Annotated in this window: 14 protein-coding genes and 2 tRNA genes; 6 read left to right on the top strand and 10 right to left on the bottom strand. The window is 48.1% G+C overall.

Features of this window, described 5'->3' with window-relative positions:
- Positions 1–113: 113 nt before the first annotated feature.
- The 3 genes from HMPREF9446_RS15210 to HMPREF9446_RS15200 form a co-directional block, all read right to left on the bottom strand.
- Positions 114–186 (bottom strand) — tRNA-Pro (locus HMPREF9446_RS15210).
- A 13-nt stretch (positions 187–199) separates the two neighbouring features.
- Positions 200–272 (bottom strand) — tRNA-Phe (locus tag HMPREF9446_RS15205).
- 131 nt (positions 273–403) lie between these two features.
- Positions 404–1405, bottom strand: coding sequence for a malate dehydrogenase (locus HMPREF9446_RS15200; protein ID WP_009126620.1), 1002 nt, complete (start codon positions 1403–1405; stop codon positions 404–406).
- Positions 1406–1558: 153 nt separating this feature from the next.
- On the opposite strand from HMPREF9446_RS15200, the gene HMPREF9446_RS15195 reads away from it, so the two are divergent.
- Together HMPREF9446_RS15195 and HMPREF9446_RS15190 are read left to right on the top strand one after the other, a co-directional pair.
- Positions 1559–2395, top strand: a complete 837-nt coding sequence (locus tag HMPREF9446_RS15195) for a CvfB family protein (protein WP_009126619.1) — start codon at positions 1559–1561, stop codon at positions 2393–2395.
- A 110-nt stretch (positions 2396–2505) separates the two neighbouring features.
- Positions 2506–3393 carry a hypothetical protein gene (locus HMPREF9446_RS15190; protein ID WP_009126618.1) on the top strand — a complete coding sequence of 296 codons (888 nt, stop codon included), beginning with the start codon at positions 2506–2508 and terminating at the stop codon, positions 3391–3393.
- A gap of 116 nt (positions 3394–3509) precedes the next feature.
- Here HMPREF9446_RS15190 and HMPREF9446_RS15185 read toward each other — a convergent pair whose 3' ends face one another.
- The 5 genes from HMPREF9446_RS15185 to HMPREF9446_RS15165 form a co-directional block, all read right to left on the bottom strand.
- The gene (locus HMPREF9446_RS15185) at positions 3510–4838 is read right to left on the bottom strand and encodes a TolC family protein (RefSeq protein WP_009126617.1); all 1329 of its coding nucleotides are present in this window, start codon (positions 4836–4838) and stop codon (positions 3510–3512) included.
- A gap of 20 nt (positions 4839–4858) precedes the next feature.
- Positions 4859–5965, bottom strand: coding sequence for an efflux RND transporter periplasmic adaptor subunit (locus HMPREF9446_RS15180; protein WP_009126616.1), 1107 nt, complete (start codon positions 5963–5965; stop codon positions 4859–4861).
- A 64-nt stretch (positions 5966–6029) separates the two neighbouring features.
- Entirely contained in the window at positions 6030–7271 is a 1242-nt protein-coding gene (locus HMPREF9446_RS15175; protein WP_009126615.1) for an ABC transporter permease, read from the bottom strand.
- Between the two features lie 6 nt (positions 7272–7277).
- The gene (locus HMPREF9446_RS15170) at positions 7278–8537 is read right to left on the bottom strand and encodes an ABC transporter permease (protein WP_009126614.1); all 1260 of its coding nucleotides are present in this window, start codon (positions 8535–8537) and stop codon (positions 7278–7280) included.
- A gap of 55 nt (positions 8538–8592) precedes the next feature.
- Entirely contained in the window at positions 8593–9309 is a 717-nt protein-coding gene (locus HMPREF9446_RS15165; protein WP_009126613.1) for an ABC transporter ATP-binding protein, read from the bottom strand.
- A 179-nt stretch (positions 9310–9488) separates the two neighbouring features.
- Between HMPREF9446_RS15165 and HMPREF9446_RS15160 the strand changes: the two genes are divergently transcribed.
- Entirely contained in the window at positions 9489–10469 is a 981-nt protein-coding gene (locus HMPREF9446_RS15160; RefSeq protein WP_039969729.1) for an ROK family protein, read from the top strand.
- A gap of 129 nt (positions 10470–10598) precedes the next feature.
- On the opposite strand, the gene HMPREF9446_RS18465 is transcribed toward HMPREF9446_RS15160, so the two are convergent.
- Complete coding sequence (locus tag HMPREF9446_RS18465; RefSeq protein WP_009126611.1) at positions 10599–11033, bottom strand: DUF6078 family protein; 435 nt, start codon at positions 11031–11033, stop codon at positions 10599–10601.
- Between the two features lie 119 nt (positions 11034–11152).
- Positions 11153–11506 carry a 50S ribosomal protein L19 gene (gene rplS / locus HMPREF9446_RS15150; protein ID WP_009126610.1) on the bottom strand — a complete coding sequence of 118 codons (354 nt, stop codon included), beginning with the start codon at positions 11504–11506 and terminating at the stop codon, positions 11153–11155.
- 277 nt (positions 11507–11783) lie between these two features.
- Between rplS and HMPREF9446_RS15145 the strand changes: the two genes are divergently transcribed.
- The 3 genes from HMPREF9446_RS15145 to HMPREF9446_RS15135 are packed head-to-tail and all read left to right on the top strand — an operon-like array spanning position 11784 to position 16308.
- Entirely contained in the window at positions 11784–12554 is a 771-nt protein-coding gene (locus HMPREF9446_RS15145) for a 5'-nucleotidase C-terminal domain-containing protein (RefSeq protein ID WP_009126609.1), read from the top strand.
- Positions 12555–12583: 29 nt separating this feature from the next.
- Positions 12584–13459, top strand: a complete 876-nt coding sequence (locus HMPREF9446_RS15140) for a bifunctional metallophosphatase/5'-nucleotidase (protein WP_039969776.1) — start codon at positions 12584–12586, stop codon at positions 13457–13459.
- Positions 13460–13500: 41 nt separating this feature from the next.
- Positions 13501–16308, top strand: a complete 2808-nt coding sequence (locus tag HMPREF9446_RS15135; protein WP_009126607.1) for a serine hydrolase — start codon at positions 13501–13503, stop codon at positions 16306–16308.
- Positions 16309–16349 lie beyond the last annotated feature (41 nt).

Genomic DNA, 16349 nt, shown 5'->3' with positions numbered 1-16349 from the left:
AATACAAAATCCCTCAGGTTTTTACGTTGATCCCCGCTTGAGAGAATTTGCAGAGGTTTGCAGAGATAAAAAAAGAAAAGCGACAAGCAATTTTCACTGCTTGTCGCTTTCTGTCGGAATGAGGCGACTCGAACGCCCGACCCCTACGTCCCGAACGTAGTGCGCTACCAACTGCGCTACATTCCGATGCTTTCAAAAGTGGTGTCACCAGGAATCGAACCGGGGACACAAGGATTTTCAGTCCTTTGCTCTACCAACTGAGCTATGACACCTTTTTCGTTTGCGGGTGCAAAGATAAAGAGTTTTTTTTATACTGCAAGGATTTTTGAGGAAAAATATCTAAAAAGGTACCTCTTCTATCCAAGAAAGGTACCTTTTCAACTATTTGGCCGATTACTCAGCATTAGTCAATATTTGGATTGATACTATGCCAATCATTAATGGAAGGCAGCACGCCCATCGCGATAACTTCGTCGCGGAGCTTGCAAAGGTGAGCATAACTCTCTTTCAGTTTGGCTTCTTCTTCAGGGGTACCGTTCAATTCATGATAACGCACACCATCTTTAGTGATTTCAGTTTCCATAGCCATCATGATGTGATCAAAGCCGTGGCTGTGAACATAAGTGCCGGCCGGCCAACGGAACGGTTTCCCCCCCATAGCGGCAGCAATCATTTCAATGGATACGTACGCCGGACTTTGGAAAGAAGAACGGCCGCGCAAAGCGATGATATTGGCACCGCCTTTAATTACCTTTGTCTGGATTTCCGCCCATTGTTCCTTGGTAAGGGCAGGCGTACCGATGATATCCAGCAAGGGCTTGCCATCTACTTTGGCAGTAGAGGCATATACAGCCATCTGTTCACCGTGTCCGCCATAAGTGCGGCAATTCTCTATTTTATCCGGAGCGATGCCAAAGTGCTTGGACAACTCACTGCGCAGGCGGGTACTGTCAAGAGCCGCCAGTGTAGTCACTTGAGACGGTTTCAATCCGGAATACAATAAAGTAATCAGGCCGGTGATGTCAGCCGGGTTAAAGATTACGACAACGTGTCTTACATCCGGACAATAAGCTTTGACATTTTTCCCGAATTCTTCGGCAATGGCAGCATTGCCTTTCAGCAAGTCTTCACGGGTCATGCCTGCCTTGCGGGCTGCTCCACCTGAAGATACTACATATTTGGCACCGGTCAATGCCTCTTTGATATCTGATGTAAATGTCAAGTTCAAGCCTTCGAAACCGCAGTGGAACAATTCCTCCGCTACGCCTTCCAGCCCGGGAGCATAAGGGTCATACAGACAGATGTTGGGAGTAAGATGCATCATTATGGCGGTTTGTGCCATGTTAGAGCCAATCATGCCGGCTGCACCTACGATGGTCAGTTTGTCATTTGTTAGAAATTCCATACTTTTTTATTTAAAGGTGAATAATTCAAATTCTTTATTGCTTACTACATTACAAAGATAACCGATTTCCGAAAGAGTTGTTCATAGAAAAAAGTTATCTTTCAAAGCGAAAAGTTATGAGATTACATTATCTTTGTCCCAAAACGAAAGAGTATGAGCATAGAGTTAGGAAAATACAATACGCTGAAGGTAGTGAAAGAAGTGGATTTCGGTATGTATCTGGATGGAGAGGAAGAGGGAGAAATTCTGCTTCCCGCACGCTATGCACCTGAAAACTGTAAACCGGGAGATGAGTTGAAAGTGTTTATCTACTTGGATAATGAAGAACGATTGGTTGCCACCACGCTGACACCGTTGGTGCAGGTTGGCCAGTTTGCCTGTCTGGAAGTGTCTTGGGTTAACCAATACGGCGCTTTTCTGAACTGGGGGCTGATGAAGGATTTGTTTGTACCTTTCCGTGAACAAAAGATGAAAATGCAGGTAGGCAAAAAATATGTAGTCCATGCACACCTGGATGACGAAAGTTACCGCATTGTGGCATCGGCAAAGGTAGATCGCTACTTGTCCAAAGAGAAAGCTCCCTACGAGTTCGGCCAGGAAGTGGATGTCCTTATCTGGCAGAAAACAGATTTAGGTTTCAAAGCGATTATCGAGAACCAATATAGCGGTTTGCTGTATGAAAGTGAGATTTTCCAGCCCCTACATACCGGAATGACAATGAAGGCGTATGTGAAGCAGGTACGCGAAGACAGCAAGATAGACCTGATACTGCAGAAGCCCGGTCAAGGCAAAGTAGAAGATTTTTCAGAGATTTTACTGGAATATATCCGTAATAACGGAGGATGCACGACATTAAATGACAAAAGTCCGGCAGAAGAAATCTATGACACCTTTGGGGTCAGCAAGAAGACTTTCAAGAAAGCAGTGGGAGATTTGTATAAGAAACATCTCATACTCCTGCAGAAAGATGGCATTGCCTTGGCCAAATAGGGATTTCCCTATTCAACTATAGAGAGAAACAGATAAATAGGGGAAAACATTCCCCTATTTTTGCTTCCACAGAAGAATAGATTGAATATAAATTTGTAAAAAACGATATCATGAAACGAATAATGCTTATAATTTTTGCCTCCATAATGGGTACCGCCATTTGCAGTGCGGCCATGAGCAATAGCAAAGTGCGTAAAGAAACCCGTTTCCTTACGGACAAAATGGCCTATGAATTGAATCTGAATACGGAGCAGTACAATGATGTATATGAAATCAATTACGATTTCATTGCCGGCATACGTTACCTGATGGATGACGTGCTGCGTGGTGAGGAGTGGGCCTTGAACCGTTATTATGATTACCTGGATGTGCGTAATGATGATTTGCGATGGGTGTTGAGCAGCAGGCAGTACAGCCGGTTTATGCAAGCTTCCTATTTTTACCGTCCGGTTTATGTAAGCGGCGGACGTTGGGAATTCCGCATTTACATAAACTATACCAACCATAACCATTTTTATTTCCCGCGCCCATACCATTACCGTACATATTGCGGCGGGCATTATCGCACGAATCATCATAATACAAGCTATTACCGGGGACGTTATAACCATCCTGTTTACAATGGAGTGTACCGCATCCGGAATGACAGGTCTTATCATACCGCCCGCCGTTCCGATTTCGGCTCGGTAACTATCCGTCCCAATTCAAGTACTCGTCCTACAGGAAATGCAGCCACTACGACAAGACGTACCGGCAGTACGGGCAGCAAGCGGGAACATGTCAACACCTCTTCCCGTCCTGCAAATGCCGCCGGGAGCAGTACCCGTCGCAGCGTAAGCAATAGTAATAGCCCGCGTAGAACCAGTGCCGGAAATACAAAGTACAAAGATAATACCGGCAATACTACCCGTCGCAGCAGAGTGAACACAGACAGCAAGGACAAGAAACCCTCTTCCAATAGCCGTTCTTCCCGCTCTGTTGAAAAGACGAGAAGGTAACCATGAATAAAAACTCCTCTCTATTTCCTTCGGAAAGGAAAAGAGAGGAGAATCAAACACAACAACTAAAATTATACCCATCGGTATCCGGAATACTTCGTTAACTTCCGAAAGTTCTACTCAATAGGAATTCCTTTGTAGAAGTCCAGTATCTTGGTACTGAACAGATAGTCATACTTGGCCTGGAGTTCATCTGACTGGGCTTTCATCAAATTCTGTTTGGCCTCGTTATACTCCACGGCATTGGCTTTCCCGTTTTCATACTTCTCGCTCATCAGTTTAAAGGATTCTTCACTGGCAAGGGCAGCTGTATGGCTACTTGTGTACTGGCTTTCCGCGGCTGTCGCCTTGTACCAGGCCTGTTGAATCTCTTTGTAGAGAATCTTCTTGGTATTGTCCAGTTGCAAGGCATAGTTTTCGCGTTGCAGGCGTGCCGTCCGTACACGGTTACGGGTAGCCAGGCGGTTGAAAATGGGCACACTGAGGTTGAAGCCAACATATTTGCTGAAGTTATCACTCATCTGCTGACTAAAAGTACGGTCAATGGTAGAATAATAGTTTGTTCCAAGGCTACCGTTCAGACTCAGTTGCGGATAAAAGTTACTTTGTGCAATACGTATATTGTGTTTACTTCCTTCCAGACGAAACCGGGCAGCCTGTATGGACGGCTTGTTCACTAAAGCCGTCTGGAAGATTTCATCCGGCGGAGTCAGGGAAGCCAATTCCAAGTTGACAGCAGGAGCTGCCAGCGCAAAGCCTTCGGGAGTTTCCAACTCTATAAGCTGGCTGAGGTCAAGCAGAGCCAATTTATAATTATTGAGAGCCTGCACGACATTCATTTCGTCCTGCGCCACGCGTGACTTGGCCTCTGCCACTTCTGCGGGTGACGCCTTCCCTATTTCCGCCAGACGATAGATGCGATCATATTGCTCTTTACTCAATTGAGCCTGTCCTAAGGCAACCTGATGTAGCTCTTCATTGAACAATACCTGAAGATAGGCTGAAGCTATATTAATGGAAATGTCTTCTTTGGCTTTCTCCAAATCGGCTATGGCAGCTTTCAGGTTCAACTTGGCCAATGCGTACTGATTGGGAATTTGCAGTCCGGTGAAAACAGGGATACTGGTACTGAGGCTCATATTGGTTCCATTGCTGGAAGTATTGACATATACTGTAGAATAGTCACCGGTGTCCTCATTCTTGATGGCGGTTTGCGTACGCCCCCAGTTCCAGTTCTGACCGGCACGTCCGTCCAAGTTCGGCAGGCGTGCCCATTTGGCCGTATTGACCTCTACCGCACTTTGTTCGGCATCATTAGCTGTCCGCCGGATGTCGATGTTGTGCTCAATGGCATAATCAATGCATTGGCGGAGCGTCCACCGTTCCTGCGCCTGCAACGACGCACAACCACATACCAATATGACGAGGATTGATTTAATTTTCATGATTTTGTTCTTTTAAACGGTCATTTATCCTTTTTCTCATTACTGCGAATCTTGTCTTTGGCGGTTATTCCACCCTTGACGGCTATTTTGATGCCGTCACTCATACCGACTGCAATTTGCCTGCGTTCGAACTTCTGTACCGGTACACTGTCTGTCAAGACATAGACAAAGGTGCTGTCACCACTGAACTCAATGGTACTTTCCGGCACTGCCAGTGTCTTTTGTGCACGGTCCAATACGATTTCAGCGTTGGCGGAGTATCCCGAACGGATTTGTACACTATCCGGTGCCGCAACGGCGGCTTTGATCTCAAACTGGTTGGCACCATTCTCTTCCACACCTTTCGGAGAAATATATTCCAGTACGGCATTGAAGGAAAGGTTCTGCAAGGCACCGATAGTCAATTTTACAGGCATGCCTTCGTGTACGCGGCCTACTTCCGTCTCATCAATGTTTCCACGGAAAATAAGATCATTCATGTTGGCAACAGTGGCAATGGTTGTCCCATCGTTGAAGGTATTGCTCATGATGACAGAATTACCGACTTTGACGGGAACATCCAGAATCAATCCGTTGATAGTGGAACGGATCAGCGTACTGCTGAAGGACGCACTGTTCTTGGTGATACCCTCTTTTACGATTTCCAGGTTGTCTTTAGCCGTTTGCAGTTCTTCGCGCGCCTGTTTTACGGCAACTTCACCTTTCTCGTATTCTTCGGCACTTATCAACTTATCTTCATGCAATTTTTCTATGCGCGCAAAGTCGGTCTCGGCCTGCGCGGCATTGATTTCGGCCAAACGGACACGGCTTTCGGCAGAGTTCAGCGTACCCAATTCAGGGATTACCTTAACTTTGGCGATTACCTCACCTTGCTTTACGCTTTGTCCCGCTTCCTTGTAAACTTCTGAAATGATGCCGGAGATTTGCGGCTTGATGAGAACTTCATCTCTCGGTTCTACTTTACCGGTGGCAACCGTGGTCTTCTCAAGGTCTGTTATTTCCGGAGTTACCGTCTCATATATCACCACTTTGGGCTGTGACTTCTGATACAGGAATACGAATGTCCAGATAAATAGGGCGGCTACTACCACCAATAATGCGATTTTCAGATACTTTTTCGTTTTCATATAATTGTATTATTATTGTTTTTCTTTTTTTGACTCCCGATTAATCGTTTTTCCATCCGCACCTTTATTCATCCCTTATCGCCTCAATGGGTTTGATGGCCATGGCCCTGTAAGCCGGTGCCAGCCCCGCCAACATTCCCAATGCAATGAGCAAGATGCAGGTACCGATGGCCAGTCCGAATGAAACCTGGTAATGGATTTTAATGACACCCGGTTCATTGGTGGCCCGTTCCAGAATCTGCAGTACAAGTACAGCGAAAGATATCCCCGCCATGCCCGCGATGGTGGTCAGCACCATACTCTCGGACAATATCTGTTGCAGGATATCTTTGGGACGTGCGCCGATGGCACGGCGAATGCCGATTTCTGTGGTACGCTCCTTCACGGTTACCATCATAATGTTCGATACACCGATGGCACCGGCAAACAGGGTGCCCAGACCTACCATCCAGATCAGGATACTTACACCGGTCATCAGGTTATCCATCATGGAGAACATGGCTTCTGCATTCAGGAACATGATTGCCTGTTTGTCGTCCGGCGCAATGTAATGCGCCGTCTTTACGAGACGTTCTATCTCGGGTTCCACATCCTTTACTTTCACACCCGGTTTCATGATGAAGCAGACAACCTGGATTGTATTGCCCAGGTTGTAAGTCTGCTGCATGGTAGTAAAAGGCAGCGTGACAGCTTCTGATGCCTGCCCTTGGATATTGACATTACCTTCCGAGGAGCACATGCCCACAACGCGATAATAGATTCCGTTCACCCGTACATATTTGCCGCACGGATCTTCTCCCGGCTTGAAAAGGCTTTCGTAGACACGCTTGCCGATGACGCACACTTTGCGGGCTTCTGCTATATCCACGTCATTGATGAAGCGTCCGTAGGTCATTTCCTGGTGCTCTACCTGTTCGTATTCGGGGTACAAACCTTTTACGCTGCACTCGTATTTGTTCTCGCCATAAATCGCTGTCTGCCCCCATAAAGCTGTAGATGGGGTGGCAAGCCTGATGCCTTCTACACTGCGTGTCCTATACACATCTTCCATTTCCAAGTCCCACCGGCGGCCCTTACGAAAACCTTTGTAAGCCTCGCTTGTCTTCTGCGCCGCTATGAACCCCGAATTGGTGGCGAAACCTTCGAATTGCGACTGCAAGTTTTCCTGCATGCCTTGTCCGCCGCCTATGAGAGCCACCAACATGAAGATGCCCCAAAATACGCCGAATGCAGTCAGCAGGCTTCTTGTCTTGTTCCTTGTAATCGTGATGAGGATTTCCTCACATGTATCTATATCTATTTTCATAATCTTTCAATCTGCTCTAAGTGCTTCAATAGGACTGATGCTCACCGCTTTCTTCGCCGGGAAGAAGCCGGCCAATGTACCTGCAATGATAAGAGTCAGCGTAGCTTGGACGGCAATGCCGAGATCCACAGTCGGGTTGGAGAACATGGTCTGCTGGAACATACCGGCATCCATGGTCTGGCTACCGAAGGCGGCATTCATCCACTCCGTCACTCCAATGCCCGCCACCATCCCGATATAGCCAAAAAGGGTAGTGATAGTGACACTCTCAATGATAATCAGCCAGAGAATGGAGAAAGGTTTGGCTCCCAACGCCTTGCGGATACCGAATTCCCGGGTACGTTCCTTGACGGTAATCAGCATAATGTTCGATACACCGACAATGCCGCTCAGCAGTGTAAAGATGCCGATGACCCAGATTGCCGTACGCAGGATGCCCATGGCATTTTGCGCCTGCAGGTAGTTGGTGAACCGGTTCCATATCCAGATGGCACTGTCGTCCGTCGGGTCAAAGCGGTGGTTGGCGGCGATGGTTTTACGATACTCTTTCTCGAATGCCTCGTTACTTTCCATGCTGGACAGGTTTTTGGTAGTGAAGATGATATTGTTCAGCTTGTCTCCTTTGTTGTAGATGGTCTGCAAGGTGGAGAAAGGAATGTACGCTTCATTGGCTTCCCGGTCTCCCTGGTCATTGTAGATGCCTACAACCTGATAGGCCACTCCTCCGGCATTGACAAATTGCCCTACAGGTTCGGTATGTGTCTTGTCGAATAGTATCTCCGCAGTTTTCTTGTGCAGGATGATGACCTTGCGGCGGTCCTTCAAGTCGTTGTAGTTGATGAAGCGTCCGCCGGCTGTCTTTACTGTCTCCACCTCGGTATAGTTGGGATATACTCCCATCAGCGAAATGTTGACATATTCCTTTCCGAAGCTGACATTCACATTACTCTGGCGCACCGTGGCACCTGCGCTGATGACATGCTCCGTGAATTGTTTGTCCGTAGCTTCCAGGTCGCGGTTGTCCAGCCGGATACGCCGCCCCTCCTTCAAGCCGTCGTACGATTTAGTGGTCCATCCCGGGAAAATACGGATGGAGTTCAATGCGCGTTCCGAAGAATTCTGTTCAAAGGCATGTATAATGCCATTGCCGGCTCCAAGCAGGACAATGAGCATGAAGATGCCCCATGCTACGGCGAAACCGGTAAGGGCAGTTCGCAGTTTGTTGCGCTTGATGGTTCCGTATATTTCTTGCCAAAGGTCTATCATTGATAATTAAGAATTAAGAATTAAAAATTAAAGGAGGAAAAGGGCCAATCCTTTATCATTTCATGTATCCGTTTTTGCCGAAAGGCGAGGCATCATGATTCAGGTTGTCCTCAATGCTACCTATGATTCCGTCCTTGATGTGGATAATCTTGTCTGTCTGGTTGGCAACGCCGCTTTCGTGAGTGACCACCACGATAGTCATGCCCGTCCGGTGGAGGTCCTTCAATATCTGCATCACTTCCACGGACGTCTTGCTGTCAAGGGCCCCCGTAGGCTCATCCGCCAGGATAATTTGAGGTTGGGTGATGAGTGCACGGGCAATGGCTACACGCTGTTTTTGTCCGCCAGACATTTCATTGGGCATGTGATGGGCCCATTCTTTCAACCCCAATCGGTCAAGGTACTCCAGCGCCATAGCATTACGCTTACGACGGCTGACCCCTTGATAAAAGAGAGGAAGCGCCACGTTTTCCACTGCATTCTTGAAGGAGATCAAGTTGAAAGACTGGAAGATGAAACCGATCATGCGGTTTCGGTATTCGGCAGCCTTGGTTTCGCTGAGATTCTTGATGAGGGTACCGTTCAGGTAATACTCGCCCGTATCATAACTGTCCAGAATACCCAATATATTCAGCAGGGTAGATTTACCCGAACCGGATGCTCCCATGATGGAAACGAACTCCCCTTTCTGAATGTCGAGATTGATGCCTTTGAGCACATGTAGCGGTGCTCCGTTGTTGTAGGTCTTGTTGATGTCTTTTAGCTGTATCACGATTTTCCTGTTTATAGCTTGCTGTATGCTTATTGATTTTCACTATTAGACGCAGCAAGGTTACGAAAAGTTGCAAAAGCGACAAAGTTTTTTAAAAAAAGATTTTGCAGTGTCATTTTTCTTTGTGTAATTTGTAACCATTAATGTTATTAATTAACCCTTTAAACAAAAGAAATATCATGAATTCAAACATGGAAAAGCCCTATGTGGTGGGCATTGACATAGGCGGCACGAATACCGTCTTTGGTATCGTAGATGCACGCGGAACTATTATTGCAAGCGGTTCTATCAAAACGGGAGCTTATGAACAGGCTGATGATTACGTGAATGAAGTATGCAAGAATCTGCTTCCCCTGATCATTGCCAATGGTGGTGCAGATAAGATAAAGGGTATCGGTATCGGCGCACCCAACGGAAACTATTATAGCGGTACAATAGAATTTGCCCCGAACCTTCCGTGGAAAGGAGTCATTCCTTTGGCTGCCATGTTTGAGGAACGTCTGGGCATCCCTTGTGCCTTGACCAATGACGCCAACGCCGCAGGCATCGGTGAAATGACATACGGAGCGGCACGCGGCATGAAAGACTTCATCATGATCACTCTGGGTACGGGTGTGGGCAGCGGCATCGTCATCAACGGCCAGATGGTATATGGCCACGACGGTTTTGCCGGCGAATTGGGACACACCATCATCCGTCGCGAAAACGGCCGTCTTTGCGGTTGCGGACGTCACGGATGTCTGGAAACTTACTGTTCGGCTACAGGTGTGGCGCGCTCGGCGCGTGAATTTCTGACGGCAAGTACAGAACCGAGCCTGCTGCGTTCCATTCCTGCCGAGAACATCACTTCCAAGGATGTATATGATGCCGCCGTTCAAGGCGACAAGCTGGCACAGGACATTTTTGAATTTACAGGAACCATCCTGGGCGAGGCATTGGCAGACTTTATCGCCTTCTCCAGCCCGGAGGCCATTGTATTGTTCGGTGGCTTGGCCAAGGCAGGTGACTATATCTTTAAGCCCATCCAGAAAGCAATCGACAATAATGTGCTGAGTATCTATAAAGGCAAGACCAAGCTGCTGGCTTCCGAACTGAAGGATTCCGACGCTGCCGTTTTGGGTGCCAGTGCATTGGGCTGGGAACTGAGAGACATGAAATAAAAAGCTGCTGTCGGAAGACAAGTGAAAAGTGGAAGGCGGAGTCTTTCCACTTTTTTTGTGCCACCGTGTTGGCACAACCGTGCCTTAGGCATGGCACACTTGTGCCACTATGATGGCACAAAACAGGAGTTACCATTGGTAATCCTCAAAATAAGAATCGAATTCCGGTTCATCGGTCACTCCGCATTGCCGGAGAACCTCCCGCAAGCTTTCTTGTTCCTGGGGGCAGATGGCACGTTCGCCGCAGCGGATGCGGTAATAGGTGCGGCGGCTGCTTGCCGCTATCACCTGGGCGGAAAATTGCCGGGTCTGTTCTTTGGTGAGCTGTTGGAGGATGCCGAGAAAGCCCCGGGCATAGCGGACTTTCCGGTTGATGCTGTAATAGGGGCAAGGGCCTTGGAGGGCAGCGATGTAGGCAGGGCTGAGGATGCTCCATGAAATCCGGGTGCACGGAATGTACCGGGCAGCTATATAATGGAGGCAGGTCGCAGACTTCGGGCACTGCCCGTCAATGCATAGCAGATAGGATTGGGGGATTTGGGCGTAGTTTAAATCGTTGTTCATAAATGTATTTTTAATGATGCAAAAGTGATGTCCGGACAGAAGAGCGAATCCCGGAAACTAAAAAGGGAAACTTCCTTTGCCGGAAGTCTCCCTTTTTATTTCGAAACGAGAGTACGGTATTAACCGTTAACTCTTTTTTCTTTAATTCTTGCTTTCTTACCGGTAAGAGCACGCAGGTAATACAATTTAGCGCGACGAACCTTACCCACTTTGTTCACTTCGATGCTGTCGATAGCCGGTGATTCAATAGGGAAAATACGTTCTACGCCTACAGTACCCGACATCTTGCGTACTGTGAAACGCTTTTTGTCACCGTGTCCGGCAATTTTGATAACAACACCACGGTACAGCTGTACACGTTCCTTGTTACCTTCTACGATACGATATGCTACTGTTACAGTGTCACCGGCCTTGAAAGTCGGGTGTTGCTTTCCGGTAGCAAATGCTTCTTCTGCAATTTTAATTAAATCCATTGTTGTTATTATTAAATTGTTTTGATCGTTACAACGCAACATGCCAGGCTTCTCTCTGTTTGTCCTGACAGCGATTGCGCGAAAGCGGTGCAAAGGAACGAATTATTTGCCACATACACAACACTATGAAGCATTTTTTATTCTTTGCCCCCAGCATAAGCCTTTTCTGCAGGGAAGTGAGAAGAGATTCGCCATTTTCGTCTTGTTTTTTGCAATATAAAAAGATGTACAAAAGTAGAAATAGAGTATATTTGTAGCAATTTAAAAACCAAACAAAATGAAGAAGCCTTATTTAAAACTCTTCTCCGGGGCAGTCTTGGCTGTATCGCTTTTGCTAACATCCTGTCATTCTGCCTATGAAGTAACAAGAGTGGAAGGAAACAGAGTACCTATAGACTCCACCTGGGATGCTGAACCGGATGCTGAAGCAACAGCCTTGCTTGCTCCTTACAAAGCAAAAATAGACAGTATCATGTATAGTGTGGCAGGAACTGCCGAAATTTCCATGGACCGTTCGCGTCCGGAGAGTCTTTTGTCCAATTTGGTGGCAGACGTCTTGCGTGAATCGGCTGCGGAAGTTCTGGGCAAACCTGCGGATATGGGGCTGGTCAATATTGGCGGCATCCGCAATTCCTTGACCGAAGGGCCTATAAGGACAGAAAATATCTACGAGATACTGCCTTTCGAGAATTCGCTTTGTGTATTGACCATGAAAGGCACCGTCTTGAAGCAACTGTTTGAGAACATAGCGGCAAAGGGAGGCGAAGGAGTCAGCGGCGTACAACTCAAAATAAGCCGGGACGGCAAACTGTTGCAAGGAAGCGTGGGAGGCAATGCGGTGGTAGACGACCGGACATACACCGTCGCTACCATTGATTATCTGGCGGACGGGAATGATGGCATGACAGCCTTTCCGCAGGCAGAGCAAAGGGAGTGTCCGGAAGGAGCCACCTTGCGGGGATTGTTCATGAAATACGTAAAGGCACAAACCGCTGCAGGTAAAAAAATAACCTCCCGTATGGAAGGAAGAATAATAATTGAAGACTGATTCTTGCTAACCGATAATTCAAAATGAAAATGAAACAGATATATTCCTTGGCAGTTCTGCTGCTTTTCTCTTTTTTTGCATCAGCCCAGCAGCCGTCTTCCGCAGATACGGGAGAAGTGAATCCGGGCAAACAGCTGATTATTCTTCAAACCAGCGACACGCACAGCCGTATTGAGCCCATCAGCCCGGAGGCGGCCGATGATTATGCCGGAATGGGAGGTGCGGTCCGCCGGAGTTCCTTCATCAAGGAGATCCGCAGCAAGCATCCGGACGTATTGCTTTTTGATTGTGGAGACATCTCCCAAGGTACTCCCTACTATAACCTTTTTCAAGGGGAAGTGGAAATCAAAATGATGAACCTTATGAAATACGATGCGATGACCATAGGCAACCATGAGTTCGACTTCGGCTTGGACAATATGGCGCGTTTGTTCCGCATGGCTAATTTCCCGGTGGTCTGTTCCAACTATGACGTTACCGGAACAGTCCTCGAGGGCTTGGTAAAACCTTACATTATCCTGGAACGTAGCGGAGTGAGAATCGGTGTCTTCGGACTGGCACCCCGGATGGAAGGATTGGTACAGGCGGACAAGTGCGAGGGCATTGTCTATAACAATCCTATAGAAGTGGGACAGGAAATGGCCGATTTTCTGAAGCTGGAAAAGAATTGCGACGTTGTGATCTGTCTGTCCCATTTAGGGATACGCAACTCCTACGGTACTGCCGACGAGGATTTGGTGAGCAAGACACGAAACATAGACGTCATTTTAGGCGGACATTCTCATACTTTCATGGAGAAGCCGATGAATTATCTGAATGCCGACGGTAAGAATGTCCCCGTTTTCCATACCGGTAAAAACGGTATTTTTGTAGGTGAATTGAAATTGACACTGGCAGAAAAATAACAAGGATGCTGCCATCATCAAAAAAACGACAGATTGATTGAATGAAAAAATATACTTTTCTTTTATGGATAGCGGGGCTCTTTCTTCTAATCCCTTTGCTTCATGCACAGCATAAGACTCCTTTTTTACCCTCGGATTCAGATGACCGGTGCCGCCAATGGGTGGATTCGGTGATGACCCGTTTAAGCTTGCAGGAGAAAGTGGGACAACTGATTGTCGCCACCATTCCTGCCAAGGCAACCAAAGAAAACAAGAAGCAGATACGTGAGCTGGCAAAGAAATATAAAGTAGGCGGCTTGCTTTTTGCGGAAGGAACGCCTGAGGAGCAGGCCATTCTGACAAATCTGGCGCAAAAGAATGCCTCTGTACCTGTCATGGTGGCCTCCGACGGCGAGTGGGGATTGTCCATGCGTCTGAAAGGCACGCCGGACTATCCCCGTAATGCAGCCTTGGGGTGCATAGAGGACAACAGCTTGCTTGAAGAGTATGGCCGTGAAGTGGCACGCCAGTTCCGGACATTGGGAGTGCATATCAACTTTGCACCGGATGCCGATGCCTACACGAATCCGCTGAACCCGGTGATACCTGTCAGTTCATTGGGCGAAGACCCCAAGCGGGTGGCAGAAAAAGCGGTAGCGTATGCCCGCGGGTTGGAGAACAGCGGAGTGACGGCTTCTTCACTGTCAAAGAATAGAGTAACCGGATTGTTGAAAGACGAACCCGGCGCCAAAGGGCTGGCATTTACAGATGCACCGGACATGAGGGGGGGGTCACAAGTCGCGCAGGTAACGGACAAGGCCTTGCCGGCAGGCAACGACATGGTATTGGTGCAATTCCATGCCAAGAATGCCGTGACAGAATTGACGGAAGCCGTACGTTCCGGTATCCTCAGCAAGGAAGAGCTGGACGCCAAGTGCCGCAAGGTACTGATGCATAAGTACATGATGGGGTTAAGAAGTGCGCAGCCTAAGTTGCAGGTAAGCGGAATGAGTTACCGCATCAATACGGAAGAGGCCCAGGCGTTGGCCGCCAAGCTACGCTGTTCTGCAGTGACGGTTCTGAACAATTATTTCGGCATTCTTCCGCTGGCTCCGGCGGAAGGCGGCATTGCCCTGTTGAGCATAGGAGAAAAAGATACGGATGCCCCCTTCGTGGAAGCCATGAAGAAACAGGCTGATATCAGCTGCTTCTATCTGCCCTGGAATGCGGATGATGCCTTACAGGAAGAGATAAAACGCAAACTGGCAACTTATCGCAGGGTAGTTGTCAGTATAACCGGCTCGGCGTATGTCAGCGACAAAGACGTGGAGTTTCTGAGTGAACTGGACATACAGGCTCCCTTGGTATATGCTTTCTTTACTTCCTATCGTACCTTGTTGCCTTTGACACCGGCTTTGGCCCAATCAAGTGCCGTCGTACTGGCTCATTCCGACCAGGCTGACTTGCAGCAGCATGTGGCCGATGTTCTTTTTGCCAAAGCACCGGCTGACGGCAAGACGTCCATGAGCATCGGGCAACTGTTCCCGGCCGGAACGGGTTGTATCATCGAGCCGGGCATGAAGCCGGGAACGGTTATCCCGGAAGACTACGGCATGAAATCGTATGTATTGCACGGCATTGACGGCATTGCCCAAAAGGGTGTGTCGGAAGGTGCCTATCCCGGTTGCCGGATCCTGATCCTGAAGGACGGCCATACCGTATATGACAGGGGCTTTGGTAGTCATTCAGACAAAGATACCACTTCCGTACGCCCTACCGACCTCTTTGATCTGGCTTCTTTGACGAAGACTACTGCCACTCTGCTTGCCGTAATGAAACTATACGATGAGGGGAAACTGAAACTGGATGACAAAGCATCCAAATACCTGCCTTTCCTGCGTAGCGGCAACAAGAAGAATATGACCATCCGTGAGTTGCTTTTCCATGAATCCGGCTTGCCGCCCTACATCCGTTTCTATGTAGATGCCATTGACCCGAATTCAGTGCACGGGCCCTACTCGCAAAGCTGGATAGACAAATGGCACCGTACGCAGGTGAGCGAGCATAGTTACTACTGCTCAGATTTCAAGTTTAAGAAAGGAATGGTTTCAGACAGGCCAAGTGCCGTTTATTCCCTGCATGTAGCAGACGGCATGTGGCTGAACAAAGATTTCAAGCATACAATTCTCCAGAAAATAGCAAAATGCGACCTGGACAGCAAGCGTTATGTCTATAGTGACCTGGGATTCATCCTGCTTCAACAAATCGTGGAGACTATCACGCAGTTGCCCATGGATTTGTACGTTGCCAAGGAATTCTATGCTCCGTTGGGATTGCAGCGGACCCTGTTCCTGCCTCTGAATAAATTTACAAAAGCGGAGATTATGCCGACGGCGTCCAATGATTTCCTCCGGCGTCAGGACCTTTGCGGTTATGTGCACGATGAAACGGCTGCCTGCATGGGCGGTATATCCGGCAATGCGGGATTGTTCTCCACTGCGGCAGAGGTGGCAAAAATATATCAGATGTTACTGAACGGTGGTGAACTGAACGGCAAACGCTATCTCAGCGAGGCTACTTGCCGTCTGTTCACAACGGAGAAGTCCGTCATCAGCCGCCGTGGACTGGGTTTTGACCGGCCGGACGTGTCAATTGTGAAGCGTAGTCCCTGCGCTGTCTCAGCCCCGGAAGGCGTGTATGGGCATACCGGTTTTACCGGAACATGCGCATGGGTAGATCCGAAGAGTCAAACGGTCTATGTGTTCCTGAGTAACCGGCTTTGTCCGAACGTGTGGAATACAAAACTGGGGGATATGAATATCCGGACAGATATTCAGGAGCTGATTTTCAAGAGTCTGGTTGAGAAATGATGATCTACTTAATTTACGGTTGAACGATACACGATTGAACG

Source organism: Bacteroides fluxus YIT 12057 (genome assembly GCF_000195635.1).
Lineage (GTDB): Bacteria > Bacteroidota > Bacteroidia > Bacteroidales > Bacteroidaceae > Bacteroides > Bacteroides fluxus.
This window is presented reverse-complemented; position numbering and strand designations above follow the sequence as displayed.